The sequence below is a fragment of the Microcoleus sp. PH2017_28_MFU_U_A genome, assembly GCF_020738035.1.
In the GTDB taxonomy this organism is placed as follows: domain Bacteria; phylum Cyanobacteriota; class Cyanobacteriia; order Cyanobacteriales; family Microcoleaceae; genus Microcoleus.
Map to the genome: position 1 here is coordinate 48,453 of NZ_JAEQCX010000034.1, position 18,070 is coordinate 66,522.

The 18,070-nt window shown below is 46.1% G+C and carries 9 protein-coding genes; 7 read left to right on the forward strand and 2 right to left on the reverse strand.

The features are described 5' to 3' along the window. The first annotated feature begins 34 nt into the window (after nucleotides 1–34). Together JGK14_RS06250 and JGK14_RS06255 are read left to right on the forward strand one after the other, a co-directional pair. Nucleotides 35–2,413, forward strand: a complete 2,379-nt coding sequence (locus JGK14_RS06250) for a PAS domain S-box protein (RefSeq protein WP_325314860.1) — start codon at nucleotides 35–37, stop codon at nucleotides 2,411–2,413. After that, nucleotides 2,403–4,064 carry a putative bifunctional diguanylate cyclase/phosphodiesterase gene (locus JGK14_RS06255; RefSeq protein ID WP_293207806.1) on the forward strand — a complete coding sequence of 554 codons (1,662 nt, stop codon included), beginning with the start codon at nucleotides 2,403–2,405 and terminating at the stop codon, nucleotides 4,062–4,064. The genes JGK14_RS06250 and JGK14_RS06255 overlap by 11 nt, the downstream gene beginning before the upstream one ends. Before the next feature lie 362 nt (nucleotides 4,065–4,426). On the opposite strand, the gene JGK14_RS06260 is transcribed toward JGK14_RS06255, so the two are convergent. Next, entirely contained in the window at nucleotides 4,427–5,743 is a 1,317-nt protein-coding gene (locus JGK14_RS06260; RefSeq protein WP_293217394.1) for a J domain-containing protein, read from the reverse strand. A gap of 663 nt (nucleotides 5,744–6,406) precedes the next feature. On the opposite strand from JGK14_RS06260, the gene polA reads away from it, so the two are divergent. From polA to JGK14_RS06280, 4 genes are all read left to right on the forward strand, one after another. Next, nucleotides 6,407–9,559, forward strand: a complete 3,153-nt coding sequence (gene polA, locus JGK14_RS06265; protein ID WP_293224827.1) for a DNA polymerase I — start codon at nucleotides 6,407–6,409, stop codon at nucleotides 9,557–9,559. A 13-nt stretch (nucleotides 9,560–9,572) separates the two neighbouring features. After that, complete coding sequence (locus JGK14_RS06270) at nucleotides 9,573–10,145, forward strand: thermonuclease family protein (protein WP_293190440.1); 573 nt, start codon at nucleotides 9,573–9,575, stop codon at nucleotides 10,143–10,145. A 1,010-nt stretch (nucleotides 10,146–11,155) separates the two neighbouring features. Further along, on the forward strand, nucleotides 11,156–11,680 hold the full coding sequence (locus JGK14_RS06275) for a hypothetical protein (protein ID WP_293177321.1): 525 nt from the start codon (nucleotides 11,156–11,158) through the stop codon (nucleotides 11,678–11,680). A 684-nt stretch (nucleotides 11,681–12,364) separates the two neighbouring features. After that, on the forward strand, nucleotides 12,365–14,086 hold the full coding sequence (locus JGK14_RS06280) for a sensor histidine kinase (protein ID WP_293177324.1): 1,722 nt from the start codon (nucleotides 12,365–12,367) through the stop codon (nucleotides 14,084–14,086). A gap of 528 nt (nucleotides 14,087–14,614) precedes the next feature. Here JGK14_RS06280 and JGK14_RS06285 read toward each other — a convergent pair. After that, nucleotides 14,615–14,821: a type II toxin-antitoxin system Phd/YefM family antitoxin gene (locus JGK14_RS06285; RefSeq protein WP_293177327.1), complete on the reverse strand. Its 207-nt coding sequence runs from the start codon at nucleotides 14,819–14,821 to the stop codon at nucleotides 14,615–14,617. Nucleotides 14,822–15,123: 302 nt separating this feature from the next. Here JGK14_RS06285 and clpB point away from each other — a divergent pair, with 302 nt between their 5' ends. Continuing rightward, a complete protein-coding gene (gene clpB, locus JGK14_RS06290; RefSeq protein WP_293177330.1) occupies nucleotides 15,124–17,739 on the forward strand; it encodes an ATP-dependent chaperone ClpB in 2,616 nt (871 codons plus the stop codon). Nucleotides 17,740–18,070: the final 331 nt, after the last annotated feature.

Genomic DNA, 18,070 nt, shown 5'->3' on the forward strand with positions numbered 1-18,070 from the left:
GGGGTTAAATATAACAGTGCTTCCCTGAGTAACCATGTCACACTGCAACCAATCCATCTATGCTTCCAGCAATGCCACAGAAATCTGCGGTACTACTGCCAGTTGGCAGGAAAAAGCCGATCGACTAACGGTAGAATTAGGCAACACGCGCGATCGGCTTCAGGCAGAAATCGATCGCCTGAAACAAGACAACCAAACCCTGCACGCCGCTGTCAGTTGTGCTCCAGTTTTCCTGTGGGCAACCGACAAAGACGGCAGGTTAACCCTTGCAGCAGGCAAAGGATTGGAAAATTTGGGGCTCGAACCGGCTGAGACCCTCGGGCAGTCGATTTTTGCAGTTTACAGCCAGCCAGATATCTTAGAAAATATTGCCCAGGTACTAGCAGGAAACGATCGCACTTGGAATGCCCAACAGGGGGATTTTATTCACGAAATTCGATCGGCACCGCTGCAAGACGCAAACGGCGAAGTTGTCGGGGCTGTCGGTGTTTCTACTGATATTACCGAGCGCGAGCGAGCCATGACAACTCTCTCTCTTTCAAATCAAGAATTAGAAGACAAACTTACTCTGCAAACGGCAGTCTCGAATGCAGCACTAGCCGAAAGCGAAAAAAAGTACCGCAACCTCGTAGAAACCTCCCAAGAGTTGATTTGGTCGATCGACATTCAAGGCATCTTGACTTTTGTCAATTCCGCCGCCAAAAGGATCTACGGTTACGAACCCCTAGAAATGATCGGTCGTCGCTTTGCAGATTTTTTGATTAAAGAAGAAAAAGCCAGACAAATAGAAATATTTGCCCAACTCTTAGCAAGAACCAGCCTTCAGCCACAAACCCCTAATTTGCCTTACGAAATAGTACACATCCGCAAAGACGGTACCGCCGTCCACCTGCGCGTCAACAGCATCGTCAACCAAGCTGAAAACGGCGCTATTTTAGGCCTGTGCGGAACGGCGACAGATATTAGCGATCGCAAGCGCTCCGAAGAAGCACTCCAAGAAGCTACAGACCAACTTCGCGCCGTCTTGGATGCCGTGCCCGGACTGATTTCTTGGGTCAGTTCAGATTTGCGGTATATTGGAGTCAACCAGCACTTAGCAACCTCGTTCAAACGGTCTCCTGAAAGTTTTGTCGGGGAAGAAATCAACTTTCTCGACAAAGGCTCAACTTTTGGACAACTGATCCGAAACTTTTTTCACAGTTCATGTCAGCAAACCTCCCAAGAAATAGATATAGAAATTAACGGCTTAGCCTGCAATTATTTAATAGTAGCTCAAAAATATCATCAAGGAACCGCAGCAGTTTCCGTAGGAATAGACATTACCGAGCGCAAGCGCGCCGAAGCTCAAAAAAGCCAATTAATCGTTTCTTTGCAAGAGTCTGAATGCAAATTTCGGAGCCTTTACGAAGCCACCAGCGACGCAGTAATGCTGATCGAAGAAGACAATTTTTTTGACTGCAACCTCGCCACCCTAGCAATTTTTGGTTGCAGCAATCAAGAACAGTTTTACGGCAAGAAACCTAGCGAATTCTCCCCGGAATTTCAGCCTAACGGACAAGACTCGTGCAGTCTAGCAACACAAAAAATATCCGCAGCAATGCAAACAGGTAGCTGTCGCTTTGACTGGGTGCACAAACGGCTAGACGATTCAGAATTTCCCGCAGAAGTGCTGTTAAATGCAATGGAAATTAACGGTAGAAAAATAATTCAAGCAGTAGTGCGGGACATTACAGATCGCAAGCGCGACGAAGATCGCATCAAAGCATCCCTCGCAGAAAAAGAAGTCCTCCTCAAGGAAATTCACCATCGCGTCAAAAACAACCTTCAAGTTATTTCGAGTTTGCTCAAACTTCAGTCCCGCTACATCCAAGACAGTCGCGTTAGTGAAATGTTAAAAGAAAGTCAAAACCGAGTCAGATCGATGGCCATGGTGCACGAACAATTGTATCAATCCAAAGACTTGTCAAACATTGATTTTGCTGAATACATCCAAAATCTTGCCCACAATTTATTCCAAGCTTATGAAATTGATACAGAAGGCGTGAAGTTGCAAACAAATATTGCGCCGTGTTCTATGAATATTGATACGGCAGTTCCTTGCGGGTTAATTATCAACGAGCTTGTGACAAACTCGCTCAAGTATGCTTTTACAGGACAAACTCAAGGTAAAATAAAAATAGATTTTACTTTAGATAATAACCGGGTTTGCGTGCTAGCTGTGAGCGACAGTGGAATTGGTTTCCCTCCAGACTTAGATTATCGAAATGCCCGAACATTGGGTTTGCGACTGGTCGGGTCTTTGGTCAAGCAAATTCGGGGTAAAATAGAACTGTTAGAAACGGCTGGCACGAATTTTAAAATAACATTTTCCAAGCAAAATAGCACTTTAAGGAGACAACTTAATGTCAAATAAAAAAATTCTGATAGTTGAGGACGAAAGCATCATTGCGGAAGACATTTCCGACAGTTTAATATCTAGAGGGTATAGCATAACAGGTATTGTGTATTCCGGAGAAGAAGCGATTGAATCCGCAGCCGAATTCAGACCAGATTTAGTTTTGATGGATGTTAACCTCCAAGGAGAAATCGACGGAATTACAGCAGCAGAAGAAATTCGATCGCGCTTTCAGATTCCGGTAGTTTATTTGACAGCTTATGCGGACGAAAACACTTTACGGCGCGTCAATGCAACGAAACCTTTCGGCTATATTGTGAAACCATTTGAAGAAAAAAACTTGCACACAACTATTCAAATAGCTCTCCACCGACATCAGCATGACTGCTTGACAAACTTGCCAAATCGTTCGCTGTTACGAGAGCAGCTAAATCTGCTATTAGACAAGCAAAAAGAATTGCCCGAAATGATTCCCGTTGTCATTCTTAGTTTAGATAGAATTAACCGGATTAACAGTACCTTGGGGCACGATATCGGCGACTACGTACTTTGCAAAGTTGCTGAGCGGTTGAGCAACTGCACGGAGAAGATTAATATTGTGGCTCGTTTGGAATCTGCCGAATTTGCAATTGTTCTCGAACCAGTTGCCGAAAAACAGGATGCTGCCAAGATTGCTCGAAACATTTTAGATATTGTAGCCCAAGCTATGATTGTCAAAGGCTCGGAACTCTATGTCACGGCAAGTATGGGCATTTCTTTGTCTCCTGGCGACGGCAACGATGGAGAAGAACTGCTAAAAAATGCTTATACAGCTATGTACAATTCTCAGGAAAAAGGTGGCAACAAGTATCAGTTTTATACGGCAAAAGTTGCGAATAATTATATCAATAAATTTACTCAAGAGACTTGCCTGCGTAATGCTTTAAAACGCTCGGAATTTGAAGTTTACTATGAGCCACAAATAGAAATTAAAACCGGAAAAATTATTGGTGCTGAAGCTTTGGTGCGCTGGAACCATCCAAAAAGGGGCAGAGTTTCCCCTGCGGAATTTATTCCCATGGCTGAAGAGATGGGCTTGATTGCACCGCTGGGCGAATGGGTGTTAGAGACGGCTTGCAGGCAAACTAAAGCTTGGCAAACAGAGGGTTTGCCTCCGCTGCGGGTAGCAGTCAACGTATCAGCCCGCCAGTTCGATCGCAAAAATTTGACCGAGAGAGTCAGCCAGATATTAAGAGAAACTCATCTAGATCCTAAATGTCTGGAATTAGAATTGACGGAAGGTTTAGTTTTGCAAGATGAAGCGGCAGCAGCTCAAGCTTTTACTGTGTGGAGAGATATGGGGATTAGGATAGCAATTGATGATTTTGGCACGGGATATTCTTCTTTGAGTTATCCGAAACGCTTGCCGTTTGATGCGCTCAAAATTGATAAGAGTTTTATTCGCGATATTGCTGACGATCGCCAAAATGCTGCGATTACAATAGCGATTATTCAAATGGCGCACTCCATGAATATGACTGTGATTGCTGAGGGGGTAGAAAATCAGCGGGAACTTTCTTTTTTGTGTGCACACGATTGCGACGAAATTCAAGGTCATTTTTTCAGTCAGGCTTTGCCAAAGGCTGAGTTTGAAGTGCTGCTCAAAAGCGATAAGTGCTGGAATTTTTAGGCATTGGGAATTGGGCATGGGGCATGGGGGATTGTTCAACAGTTGACAGTTGACAGTTGACAGTTGACAGTTGACTGTTTGATAGCGATCTTTACCTTTAAGTCCGAGGATTGGAGTAATGAATAGTCTAATACCATTTTTATAAAATTGTGCAATACGCTTGACCCCCCCTAGCCCCCCCTTGTAAAGGGGGGGACAAGAATACTGTTGCTTTTTTTTAATTGGTATAATTTTAATTTCTCCCGATCGGGGTTGGGGCTTTTAACCAATTCTTTCTGGTAATTTTCCGCAATGACTAATGACTAATGACTAAGAGGGCGGGCACTCAAGGCCGGGCCCCTACCAACTGACAACTTACTAATTTAAAAGATTCGCCCAACCAGCCAATTTCCCAGCCACAACCCGAAACCAGAAGTAGCCACTAACAGGATAAATGTGTAAAGCCCGCCATTGCCGATCGACCTTTCCCCAGCTACCATCCGCGCCACAACTCCCGCAATAATCCCGATCGCAGCCCAAGCCCCATAAACAGCCTTAGAGCCCGCGATAGCCAAGGCTTGGGCGAAATCCCCCGAACCCGGCCCAGCCAAAGCCCCCGCCCACGCACCAATCAAGAGCCCGATCGCACCTCCAAGCCCGACGGGGCCACCAGAATGTACGCCTAGTTCCGCCGCCAGCCCGCACATCAAGCCCACAATCCCCCAACAAACCGCCTCCACTAACACCTTCAGCCAATTACCGGAACCCGTTCCAGCCATCAATCCCACCACTGTCAGCACTCCCGCTGCTGCCAAAACTACAGCCACGGCCCGGGACTGGGCCTCTGAACTGGCGATCGCCCCCAAACCAGCCCCAACTAGCGCCCAAGCAGCCCCTGTTGCGATTCCTCCCGCCTGAAAACCGGCGATCGACCCCCCCACCGTCCCAGCCAAAACTAACGCCGCCAGCCACACTCTAGGCGTTGCCGAACCCTCCGCCAGCAAAATCGCGGCCCACAACCAATCCGCACCCCAGATTAAAGTCAACATCCACATTGGGGCGTCAAATTTCGTCAAAATGTAGCCTGTCACAGCGTAACTCCCAACTGCGATCGCCAACGGCCCCCAAGGGAAGATGGAATATTTTTGAGATAGCCGCGGTTGTGAGTATGGAGTCGGAAATTCTTTTTTCCGGTTCGGGGTAAGGTAGGCATATTTTTGAGATGGCCGCGCTTCCCTCGCCACGGTGGGCCCCGATGGCTTTTTCCCCCCCCACGTTTGGCGATTTTGAGTTGTAAATCGTTTCTTGTTTTTCGGGTTGTTTGGAGTGGAAATTTTGTGGGATGCGGCTTTTTTTTGCCGGCTTTGAGTGCGCTGGGAACCGGGCTTGCGGGCTGATTTTGCCGATCGCCTTCTCAGCGGCTTTTCGGGCGGCTTTTCTGGTGGTGATGGTTGCGGTGGCTGCTGAGATGGTTTGTCGATCGCCGGAGGTGGAGGCTGACTGAGAAATAACACCAACTCGTCGTAAGCTTGATTGATTTCTGTTAATCTTTGTTGGGCTTTTTGTTGCAGGCGATCGTTGTGTGCAAACCGATCGGGATGCCACACAAAGGCTAAATCCCTGTAAGCGCGCTTAATTTCTTCTGGGGAAGTTCCAGGCTCTATTTCGAGGATTTCGTAGCATCGATTAATGTCACCCATAAGCTTCGATCGGCTGGTGTTGTTCAACAGTTGACAGTTGACAGTTGACAGTTGACAGTTTGAGAGCTACCTCAACCGCTTAACTCCGAGGATTGGAGTAATGAATAGTCTGATTTTAATTTCTCCCTCAAAGCGAGAGACTTTCAATTAATTCTTTCTGGTAAATTTGCGATCGTACTTAACTACCAGCCGGGAAGTCTAAGGGTATATTCAGAGGGGGATGAATCTCAATTGCTGCGCGAAGTACCCCCGAATGAATTACCGCGCTTGATGAAAGGCTCGTCGGATGGAGGAACGGAAGCCGACAATTATTCTTGTACACCCCTTGATGAAGAGGAAATACTCTGATACTATATTAGTCAAGTGGGGGTGGAACTACCTCACTATAAAAAGCCTTTGAAAAAAAGGAAAAAGAAGCCTGCGGTCTAACTGTACCCAGTTGACCGCCAGATTCGTTCACTATCTTCTACCATTCTCAGCCAAGCTGCACATTAAGCCGATCGAGCGATTTGAGATTTGAGATTTTGGATTTGAGATTTTAGATTTGGAAAGTAGTTATGATATAAGGGTTTCGAGCTTTTTTAACGTTGCGTTCGGTTTTAAAAAAGGTATGACAACTGGGTAGAATGGAAAAATAGTTTCGGGCGATCGCCATCTGTGTCAGTGTCGGAAAATCAACCTCCCACCTTCATCCTAGTTGACGGCCACTCCCTGGCCTTTCGTTCCTACTTCGCCTTTGCCAAAAGTCGAGACGGAGGCTTGCGAACTACCACAGGCATTCCCACCAGCGTCTGTTTTGGCTTTCTCAAGTCGCTGCTGGAAGTCATGGCCGCCCACGATCCCCAGTACATGGCGATCGCCTTTGACCTCGCCACGCCCACTTTTCGCCACGAAGCAGACGAAACCTACAAAGCCGGTCGTGCCGAAACCCCCGAAGATTTTATCCCCGATCTCAAAAACCTGCAAGAACTCCTGGGCTATCTCAATTTACCAGCAGTCACCGCTCCGGGCTACGAAGCCGACGATGTTTTGGGAACTTTGGCGAACAAAGCCAGCGCCGCGGGTTATGCGGTGAAAATCCTGACGGGCGATCGAGATTTGTTTCAATTAGTAGAAACCGAGAAACACATCAGCGTATTGTACTTGAGCACGGATGAACTCAGGCGATCGGGCAAAGGCAAATCCCAAGAATACGGCCCGGAAGCAGTCAAAGAAAAACTCGGAATTATACCAGCACAAGTAATAGATTACAAAGCCCTCTGCGGCGACAAATCCGACAACATTCCCGGAGTCAAAGGCATCGGCGACAAAACCGCCCTGCAATTGTTGGAAGCTTACAATTCCCTCGACGGCATCTATGCTGCGATCGACGAGATTAAAGGCGCAACTAAGAAAAAGTTGGAAGAAGGGAAAGAAGCTGCCTATCATTCTCAGCGCATGGCGACAATTATTCAAGAAGTTCCCTTAGAAATCAACTTAGAAGATTGTCAGCTTAAAGGTTTTGACGAAGCAGCATTGATTCCGATGCTGGAAAAGTTAGAATTTAAAACATTTTTAACCAAAGTCAAACAAATTCAAAAGCGTTTTGGCGGCACAGAAGAGCCATTGGCGGACAGTGGAACAGGCATCTTGCCTGTTTCTTTGGGCGGGCAAGATGCCCAACCCACAATCAATTCCTCAGACAGTGGAACAGGCATCTTGCCTGTTGCTTCGGGCGGGCAAGATGCCCACCCCACAATCAATTCCTCAGACAGTGGAACAGGCATCTTGCCTGTTGCTTCGGGCGGGCAAGATGCCCACCCCACAATCAATTCATCTGAAGATGAAGCATTAGCTTTCTACAGTCTTAAAGAAACCCTAGCCGCTCAACAAGCAAACCAACTACCAATTAAACCGCGAATCATTCAAACAACCGAACAGTTAAACGAATTAGTCCAACTCCTACAAACCCACACCGATAAAGCCTCGCCCGTGGCGTGGGATACCGAAACCACCGCCTTAGAACCGCGAGATGCCGAATTAGTCGGAATTGGCTGCTGTTGGGGAACCGGAGAACAAGATTTAGCTTACATTCCCACGGGACACAAAACCGGCACAAACTTGGACAAAGCCACGGTTTTAAATGCTTTGCGTCCGATTTTGGAAAGCGAGAATTATCCCAAGGCGCTGCAAAATGCTAAATTCGATCGCCTAATATTGCGCTGTCAAGGAATCAAACTCGCCGCCGTCGTCTTCGACACCATGCTAGCCAGTTACGTACTCAACCCAGAAACCAGCCACAGTCTCAGCGAATTGTCAAAGAAATACTTAGTCGATTCAGAAGAAAATCACAGTGTCAGCGAACCATTAAGGGAATACTTACGCCATAATCCCAAAAGTTACAATCAATTAGTACCTAAAGGCAAAACAATTGCTGACATCAGCATTCCGAAAGTAGCTGGCTACTGCGGCATGGATGTTCACACTACATTTCAATTAGTAGGTAAACTTAGAGCCGAATTGGATAAAGCGGATAAAAATGCGCCATCTGAAAATTCTCTGCATCGATTGCTGCTGGAAGTAGAACAGCCCCTCGAACCTGTTTTAGCTGAAATGGAATACTGCGGAATTCGCATTGATTCAGCTTATCTCAATACCTTATCCCAAGAGCTAGAAATAAAATTAGCCAAACTCGAAGAAAATACCTATGAGGCTGCGGGAAGAAAGTTTAATTTAGGTTCACCGAAACAACTCAGCGAAATCTTGTTAGAAAAAATCCCCGAACAGTTTCAGAAAAAGTCTCGCAAAACCAAAACGGGATACTCTACAGACGCCGCTGTTTTGGATAAATTGCAAGGAGACCACCCGATTGTAGACGATTTATTAGAACACCGAACATTATCCAAATTAAAATCAACTTACGTCGATGCTTTGCCGCAGTTGGTGCGTGCAGATACCGGGCGAGTGCATACAGATTTCAACCAAGCTGCAACGGGTACGGGCCGACTTTCTTCTTCCAATCCCAATTTACAAAATATTCCGATCCGCACCGAGTTTTCGCGGCAAATTCGCAAGGCTTTCTTACCTGAGTCTGGTTGGCTGATGGTGTCGGCTGACTATTCTCAAATTGAACTGCGAATTTTGGCTCATTTGAGTCAAGAACCTGTGTTAATCGAAGCTTACAACAATAACCGAGATGTGCATACTCTGACGGCTCAACTGCTGTTTGAAAAGGAGGATGTCACGCCGGATGAACGGCGGTTTGGGAAAACGATTAATTTTGGGGTAATTTATGGTATGGGGGCGATCAAGTTTGGTCGTTCGATGGGCAAATCTTCAGCAGACGGTAAAAAGTTTATTGAACGATTCAACCAGCGTTACAGTAAAGTCTTTGAATTCTTGGAAAAAGTAAAAAAAGAGGCGATCGCCCTAGGCTACGTTACCACAATACTCGGCCGCCGCCGCTATCTCAACTTCGACAAAAATGGCAGCCTCCAGCGCTTAAAAGGCAGCAATCCCGAAGACATTCACTCCGAACAACTGGCGCGCTTAAGCAGAGATGACGCCCAATCTTTGCGCGCCGCAGCAAACGCTCCCATTCAAGGCTCAAGTGCTGATATCATTAAACTTGCCATGATTGAGGTAGACAAAATTTTGCAAAACTATCAGGCGCGGCTGCTGCTGCAAGTTCACGATGAATTAATATTTGAAGTACCTCCCGATGAATGGGAAGAATTGCAGCCCAAAATTAGAACGGCGATGGAAAGTGCTCTGCCGCTTAGCGTACCCCTGATAGTTGATATCCACGCGGGGCAAAATTGGATGGAAACTAAATAAAAAAAAGAAAACCATGACACAAAATAAAATCTCCCTTTCGCCTACAATCACCAGCTTGAGCGCAGTTGCTCTGCTTTTCCTACTCTCCGGCTGTCCGCAAAAGCTACCGCCCAACAATTATGCTGTCAAACGAGTCAGCGACGGCGATACTCTTGTCGCCAGCGATGCCGCCGGCAAAGATATTAAAGTGCGTTTTGCCTGCGTAGATGCACCAGAAATTGCTCACACTAACGCCGAAAAAAATAGCAAAAAAGCAGCATATAAAAATCAGTTTAAGTGGGGGAATCTAGCCGAGCAAAGAATGCAGCAACTCGTCAAAGAAGGGGGCGGTCGCGTCGTTTTGACAGTCACTGATACTGACCGCTATGGCCGTAAAGTTAGCGAAGTTCGCTTGCCAAATGGCACATTTGCTCAAGAAGTTTTGCTGCGCGAAGGATTAGCAATGGTTTACACTCCATACTTAAAAAACTGTCCGAGTGCAACTGTTGTGCAACAAGCGGAAGCCGAAGCCAAGAAAAATCGCCGCGGTATTTGGGGAGATTCTAAGTTTGTGCCAGCTTGGGATTTTCGGCACAGCGATAAATGAAGGAAGAAGGAAGAAGGAAGAAGGAAGAAGGAAGAAGGAAGTAAATGTAGGGTGCGTCGCCACGAACAACTCTCGTTGCTATTGAGAGATCTCATAGCGACGCACCCTACCACTTATAACTTCCACAAGTTTGTGGGATGGGCGTCCCGCCCGCCCTTTTTGGACGGGCGGGACGCCCATCCCACAATAATAATTAAAATTGTAAATTATTTAATTCGCTATCCTAAGGAAGTAAATATAGGGTGCGTCGCCACGAACAACTCTCGTTGCTATTGAGAGATCTCTGATAGCGACGCACCCTACCACTTATAACGGGGATAAATAACCCGGATTTGGTATTATAGGGTAAATGATGTACTCAATCAAACTTCAAAAGCTTAGCAATACAGGTTTCGGTGTACCCAAATTTTTTGAAAAAGGCGATCGCAAAAAATCAACCTATGTGTATATTGACATCAGCAAAATTATGTTGTTGATGTGGTATCTGCGAAGCTTTATCAGACATTTGAGAAACCAGGTTTCTAGACACCGATGCGGAGCATCCTAATTTAGTACAATACAACGAGGATGAGGTTCTGCTCGTAGTGTCCGCAATCTGTGGAATTTGGGCAATAGCTGATATCAAATCCGCCCTTCATCGTCCTGTATTCATCTCTCTTATCTCCCTCTGTGTTCTCTGTGTTCTCTGCGGTTAAATCATTCCGATGCAACCGGAAACGATATGACGGCAGATTCATCCAAGGTCAGACATGAGTTCGAGGGGAGCATCTCACTTTCGCAAAAAGCATTTTTTTTACAGTGCTGTCCTCGAAGAGCGTGCTTTACAAAGCTTTGCTGTGCTCCCGACAGCACTACAAATGCAAAACCCAGATGTACCCAGTTCGATCGCATTTTTAGGCGACTTTTTTTTGGGAAAAGTCAACAAATGTGATAGGCTCCAGATAAATCAATAGACTGCCACGAAAAGCGGTCTATTGCAATCACCCAGAAATTAGTTTGAGGGGACATCAATGAATATCAAACATCTGACTATCTCCGGGATTGCACTGCTGTTGGGTACTGCAATCGTAGGAAATGCTATTGCTCAAGAACTAACCAACGAGCAAAAAACTGTTACTTGTCGCTTGAAAACAGAAGTTGACCAGCGTTCAAGCAACGGTCAAAAATTGGTGTTTTGGCCATTGATAGGCACTGTTCGCAAACAAGTTTCATCTCCTTTTAGAGCAACGCTGCATCCAGATATTGAGTATGTTTTTGTAGCCACTTGCGACGGAAATTGCCAGGATTTAAACCTAACCCTCAAGGATGTCAACACTGGCCAAGAAATCGGTACGAGTCAAAAGACGGGCGAACTGGTATCAATCTCTTTTACTCCGCCATCCCAAGGGGAATATCAAATCACTGCCAAGCCTGGCGAATGTACGAAGGAAGAGGGTTGCAGTTTTGGTATGGGAATCTTCGTTCCTGCCTCTGCTACCGTACCTAATGCTTCAAAACTTCCTGCTGAATTAGCACAATTTCGACTTTGCCAGTAGAAGAATAGCGATAAGTTGGGGATCATCTCATTTTGGCAAAAAGCTTTTTTTGTTGTAGTGCGAGCTTAAGAGCTCGCTTGGTTTTAACAGCAAGCGAGCGGGGACAGCACTACAAACTCCAAACTGAGATGCTCCCATAAGTTGATAAGTTGTGAGTTGCGAGTAGAGTAGAGGCTTGAATCGCCAATCAAATTTATAACTCGCAACTTATCACTCGCTACTTATAGCGGTTCTCCTAAATATGAGTTATGCCAAATTCTGATACGATCGCCCTGAGAGCACACACGGAGAGCGTCTTTACCGGACAGAAGCCTCAGGCAGCCTATAGGAAAGGAACTATCGCTTACCTTTTTCCCCATTACCAATTACCTTTTTCTCAATTACCCTTTACCATAAGCGTGCCAGATCTATCTGAGAAAGGCTATATATAGCAACCGCCCGACGGTGAGGACGTTCCTAATGTCTTAAACCCTGGCTTTTATTGCTTCTTGCTTCTGCCTTCTTGCTTGTGCCATAATTTTTTAACCATAACTCCCCCAAACTGTAAAGCAGGTCGAGGTGTGGAACCCTGCAAAGACCCCATAACTGCCGAAAATTGGCCCTTTGCCAGAACTTTATTTACCCTCAGGCAGGCATCAATTAGAATAATAGATAATGCCCCTCAGGGTGACGAGTATATTGCCCATGTCTTCAACCTTAGCCTCGAACAATCAATCCCAGAACAATTCTCAAATAGGTTTTAAAAGTCTGTTGGGCCGCTTGGGTATCAGGCAAAAAATCGGGTGCGGATACGCCTTGGTCATTGGTATTGCCATTTTGGGCGCCGCCGGGGGACGGGGAGTAGAGTCATATCACAAACAGCAAGTGAGAGAAAAACTCGCGATCGACCGAGATAAAGCCGAAATCCTCACCAATCTGAATAATAGCGCCCAGGAAGTCAGAATTCACCAGCAATCACTGCTGAATCTGACGGGACAACCGCAAATTTTCGATCGCGAACGATCGGACTTTTTGACTCGCGTTGCTCAGATGAGCGGACAGCTAGAACAACTGCAAAGCCAATCGCCGTCGGCTTCTGCCGATGTTACAAAAGATTACCAAGAGATTCAAGAGTTCGCCAAAGCCCACAGCAAAACCGTAGAAGCTTACTTCCAACAAGTCCAGAAACTGCTGGGGAATGCCAAGTTATCTGGTTTGAATCCGCAGCAGCGGCAGGTATTCCAGCGGAATTTGAATAATTTTGCCACGGGGAACAACGCTTTTAAACTCGAACAGTTTTCGCAAGATTCAGCCAAACTGGCTGGCACTTTTCGAGACAAAGCAGACGAGGCATTTAGAACCTACGAGAAAGCTGAACAACTCGGAACTCTGATTCTGCTTGGTTCTCTGTTGGCATCAGCGATTATCGCCACCTTACTGGCAATATACACCAGCAGGGCGATCGCCCGACCACTACAAGCCGCCACCTTCATCGCTCAGCGAGTGTCAGAAGAATCGAACTTTGACCTGCAAGTACCCGTTACCACCTCCGACGAAGTAGGAATGCTGGCAATTTCGATCAACGAACTGATCCAAAGAGTCGCGGAATACACGGAAGACTTGCAAGAAGCAAAAATAGCAGCCGAAGCTGCCAACCGCTCGAAAAGTGCATTTCTCGCCAACATGAGCCACGAACTCCGCACCCCCCTAAACGCCATCATCAACTACAGCGAAATGCTGCAAGAAGATGCTCAAGATTCCGGCTCCGAAGACTTTCTCCCCGACTTAGAAAAAATTCAAACCGCAGGCAAACATTTGCTCGACATGATCAGCGATATCCTCGATATTTCTAAAATAGAAGCAGGTCATGTGACGCTTTATTTGGAACACTTCGATGTGGCGACGATGATTGAAGAAGTGATGACTACGGCTCAACCGCTAGTAGAGAAAAAAGGCAATGCTTTAAGGCTGCAAGCAAAAGGCGAACTCGGCATGATGTACGCCGACCAACCGAAAGTCCGGCAAATTCTCCTCAATTTGCTCAGCAATGCTGCCAAATTTACCGAAAAAGGCGTCATTACTATCGAGATAGAAAAAGTTAAAAATGAAAATCCAAAACCTAAGAAAAGGAATAAAAATAAAAATAATGCTGTTAATTCGGGTTCAAACTACAGTTCTCAATTTTTAATTTTTCGAGTCAGCGATACTGGGATTGGGATGACAGACGAACAATTAGAGCAGATATTTAAACCTTTTACTCAAGCTGATCCTTCGACTACTAAGAAGTACGGCGGGACGGGTTTGGGATTGACAATTAGCCAGCGTTTGTGTCAAATTTTGGGTGGCGAAATTAGCGTTGAAAGTGAGAACGGGAAAGGTTCAGTTTTTATTGTCAGTCTCCCGGAACGGGTGGTGATGCAGGCATGAAAACAGTTGACAGTTGGCAGTTGGCAGTTGGCAGTTGGCAGTTGGGGAGCATCTCACGCAAGGCGAATATATCCGTAGGGGCGAAGCATGACCGCAGAAAATATGGGATTATAACTAATAACTTATATGCGGTCATGCTTCTTCAGGCTTCAAAAACCAGATGCACCCGGCCGTAGGGTGCGTCGCCATCAACAATCCCTACAAAGATCAACAATCTCCGAGCGACGCACCTGACAAAATTAATCAGCAGTCATTAGTTGTTGTTATACACTGGAAAAATGGGCAAGTACAGAAACCGCCATATCGGGCGCGGACATCAATAGCTTGATGAATCGATCCCCGAACCCTATAGCATAAATGGAATAAGAATTAAATAACTTACAATTTTAATTATTGTGGGATGGGCGTCCCGCCCGTTCTTTATAGACGGGCGTCCCGCCCATCCCACAAGCTTGTGTAAATTATTTAATTCGCGATCCTAAGTGTAATGAATCAGGCGCGAAGCTGATTTTGACACGGATACACGGATTAATTATTGAGTAATCCTAACATTTTCTTCACTTCGGCTAAAGGCATATAAGGCTGATTTACATCTTCTTCTTTTGCCGCTCTCAAATCGATCAAATCTTCTATATCAGCAATTAATTCTTGCAGTGCTTCAAATTTTTCATAAAGAATCACGGCAAATTCTTTTTTGCCGTTTTTGGTGATAAATTCAGGATGTAATGGAATCATCTATATTTCGTCTCGGCGTTGAAATGTAAATAGTTTTTATATATTTGAGGACTTGAGTCCTCTGATTTTAGGCGGACTAAAGTCCTCACTACAAACCTGCGGATTAAAGTCCTCACTACAAACCTGCGGACTAAAGTCCTCACTACAAATCTATGCTGAAACACAGGGCGGAAATACCTATCTCAATATACGGGAACACCGATCGCCCGATCGCCCTTAACTCTCTACAATGACAACTATACGGGCAATCGAGCCATTGCCTTGACAGCAGTCATGTTTTTGAATTCAGGGAATTAAAATTTATGCAACCAAATAATCCGAACCAATTTACAGAAAAAGCCTGGGAAGCCCTAGCCCGCACTCCAGAAGTGGTCAAAACAGCCCAGCAGCAGCAGCTAGAAAGCGAACACTTGATGAAGGCGTTGCTGGAACAAGAATCGGGACTCGCTAGCAGCTTGTTTAACAAGGCGAAAGTGTCTGTAGCAAAATTGCGCGATCGCACTGATGAGTTTATCAGCCGCCAGCCCAAAATCTCTGGAAGCGGTGGCAACGTTTATCTCGGCCGTTCCCTGGATACCCTGCTAGACAGGGCTGAAGCTTATCGCAAAGAGTACGGTGATGAATTTATCTCGATCGAGCATTTGATCCTGGGTTACGTTAAGGACGATCGCTTTGGCAAAAATCTACTGCAAGAATTTAAACTAGATGAAGCCAAGCTTAAAGACATCATCGCCCAAGTCCGGGGGAACAACAAAGTGACAGACCAAAATCCAGAAGGCAAATATGAAGCGCTGGAAAAATACGGCCGAGATTTGACAGAAGCCGCGCGTCAAGGCAAACTCGATCCGGTAATCGGACGAGATGACGAAATCCGCCGCACGATTCAAATTTTGAGCCGCCGCACCAAGAACAACCCCGTACTGATTGGGGAACCGGGAGTTGGCAAAACTGCGATCGCCGAAGGACTCGCCCAACGAATTATTACCGGAGATGTGCCGCAATCTCTCAAAGACAGACAATTAATTAGCTTAGATATGGGCGCGTTAATTGCCGGTGCAAAATTCCGGGGAGAATTTGAAGAACGCTTGAAAGCCGTGCTCAAAGAAGTTATGGATAGCAACGGCAAAGTCATCCTATTTATAGATGAAATTCACACCGTTGTCGGCGCCGGCGCCAGCCAAGGATCGATGGATGCTGGCAATTTGCTCAAACCGATGTTGGCGAGGGGCGAATTGCGCTGTATCGGCGCTACAACTCTCGACGAATACCGCAAGTATCTCGAAAAAGATGCGGCCTTAGAACGCCGTTTTCAACAAGTTTATGTCGATCAGCCGACAGTTGAAGATACTATTTCGATTTTGCGGGGTTTGAAGGAACGATACGAAGTTCATCACGGCGTTAAAATTTCCGACAATGCGTTAGTGGCGGCGGCTACTTTGTCAACTCGATATATTAGCGATCGCTTCCTTCCCGACAAAGCCATTGATTTAATGGACGAAGCGGCGGCTAAACTCAAAATGGAGATTACTTCCAAGCCGGAAGAACTAGACGAAATCGATCGCAAGGTTTTGCAGCTAGAAATGGAAAGACTGTCGCTGCAAAAAGAAAGCAATGCTGCATCGATCGACCGTTTAGAAAGACTGGAAAAAGACTTAGCAAATCTCAAGGAACAGCAAAGCGGTTTGAACGCACAATGGCAATCGGAAAAAAGTGTCATCGACAGCATTCAAAAGATTAAAGAACAGATTGATAAGGTTAATATTGAAATTCAACAAGCTGAGTTAAAATACGACCTTAACCGCGCTGCTGAGTTGAAATATAGCAAATTAACCGAGTTGCAAAAAAAACTGGAAGAAGCGGAAGCTAAACTGACAGCAAGTCAAATTACAGGTAAAACTCTGCTGCGGGAAGAAGTCACCGAATCTGATATTGCCGAGATTATTTCTAAGTGGACGGGAATTCCGATTAGCAAGTTAGTTGAATCGGAAATGCAGAAACTTTTGCACTTGGAAGATGAACTGCACAAGCGGGTAATTGGGCAGGATGAAGCGGTGACGGCGGTTGCAGATGCAATTCAACGATCGCGCGCGGGATTGTCCGATCCCAACCGCCCGGTGGCGAGTTTCATCTTCCTCGGCCCCACGGGCGTTGGTAAAACCGAGTTGGCGAAAGCATTAGCATCATACCTGTTTGACACCGAAGAGGCGATCGTCCGCATTGATATGTCGGAATACATGGAGAAACACGCAGTTTCGCGCTTAATTGGTGCGCCTCCGGGATACGTCGGCTACGACGAAGGTGGACAATTAACTGAGGCTGTGCGCCGCCGTCCGTATTCGGTAATTCTATTCGATGAAATCGAGAAAGCGCACCCGGATGTCTTCAATATCATGCTGCAAATTCTGGATGACGGCCGCGTTACGGATGCTCAAGGTCACACGGTTGACTTTAAGAATTCTGTGATTATTATGACATCGAATGTCGGCTCTCAATACATTTTAGATGTGGCGGGAGATGAGGAACAAATGCGGAGTCGGGTGATGGAGGCGATGCGGGCTACTTTCCGCCCGGAATTCTTGAACCGGATTGATGAGATGATTATCTTCCACGGTTTGAGTAAGGCCCAATTGCGGCAGATTGTGCTGTTGCAAGTCAAGCGGTTGGAAAAACGTTTAGCCGATCGCAAAATGTCTCTGAAATTGTCGGAATCTGCGATCGACTTCTTAGCCGAAATCGGTTACGATCCGGTGTACGGTGCGCGCCCATTGAAGCGTGGAATCCAGCGCGAATTGGAAACGCAAATGGCGAAGGGTATTTTGCGGGGAGATTTTGTTGACGGCGATACCATTTTTGTCGATATCGAGAATGAAAGGTTGGCGTTTAAGCGGCTACCGGCGCAGTTGGTGACTGCGAAATAATCTTAGTAGGGTGGGCTGCGGCTCACCTTATTTTTTTTGCCGCAGATGTAGGCTGATAGACGCGGATGGACGCGGATAGGATTGGGCGCGATCGCGCTTAAGTGCGATCGCTTCTAGATTCATCCTTTTTCAACTCTTGACGCTCTCGAACAGATTTAGTCAGCAGGTACGTTGCCAAACTGCTAACGCTTTTTATGGGCGGGCTAGAAGCCCACCCCACAAGAAATAATTTTTGGGAGCATCCCACTTTTGCAATCAGTATAAATACTCAGACAATTGTCTGTCTGACTAAGTTGATGGCATAATAGAAAGCAAATAAATTACCATAATC